Here is a 773-nt window from a genome sequence, read left to right on the forward strand (position 1 = left end):
GGGCAGCGCCGTGGACGGCTCGGGCGAGGAGACCGCCGACGGCGGCGTTCCCGTGCTCCCCGTGGTGATCGGCGCGATCGCCGCCGCGGTGATCCTCGGGGTGGGCATCATGCTGATCTCCGGGGCGCGCCGCCGCCCGGACACCTCCGCCCTGAGCGAGGACGCGCAGATTGACGCCGCCCAGGTCACGCAGGCCCCGGACGCGGGCGAGCCGGGGACGGCGACGCCGGAGGCCGAACACGGCGAGACGCGCGACGGCGACGCCGGGCCGCGGGACGAGCAGCCGAAGCCCTAAGGCTCCCCGCGCTGCTCAGCGCCCCGGGGCCGTGCCGGGGGGAGGCCCGCCCAGGGCGGCCCGGAGCTGTGCCCAGACGCTGAGCACCGCCTCGGGGTCCTCCGGGTCGAGCCCGAGCCGCGCCCCGGCCCGCTCGAGCCGCCCGCGGAGGGTGTTCTCGTGAATGCCGAGGGCCGCGGCGGCGCGGGAGACGGTGCGCCCCCGGTCCAGCCAGGCGAGGAGGGCCTCCGCCAGCACGCGCCCCTCCGGCTCGGCCAGGAGCGCGGCGAGGCTCGGATCGCTGAGCTCGGGCTCGGTCGCCAGGAGCTCCCCGAGCCGGGCGAGGAGCACCCGGTGCCGGAGCCCGTGCTCGGTTACGACGCGCGCGCCCGCGTCCGCTGGTGCCGCGGCCAGCGCCCGCCCCAGCCGCTCGGCCACCTCCCAGAGCCGCGCATCAGCGGTGAGCGGGCGGGAGACCACGACTCGGGGGCCCACGGGA

General features: G+C 79.2%; 2 protein-coding genes. One reads left to right on the forward strand and one right to left on the reverse strand.

The annotated features are described in order from the left end of the window. The coding region (locus tag OOT08_RS12520; protein ID WP_325093079.1) for a hypothetical protein at positions 1-295 on the forward strand (295 nt) is incomplete at its 5' end. A gap of 15 nt (positions 296-310) precedes the next feature. On the opposite strand, the gene OOT08_RS12525 is transcribed toward OOT08_RS12520, so the two are convergent. Continuing rightward, positions 311-773: helix-turn-helix domain-containing protein (locus OOT08_RS12525; protein ID WP_325093080.1), on the reverse strand; the 463-nt coding region annotated here is incomplete at its 5' end.

The sequence above is a fragment of the Leucobacter sp. M11 genome (assembly GCF_035726885.1).
In the GTDB taxonomy this organism is placed as follows: domain Bacteria; phylum Actinomycetota; class Actinomycetes; order Actinomycetales; family Microbacteriaceae; genus JAPFRB01.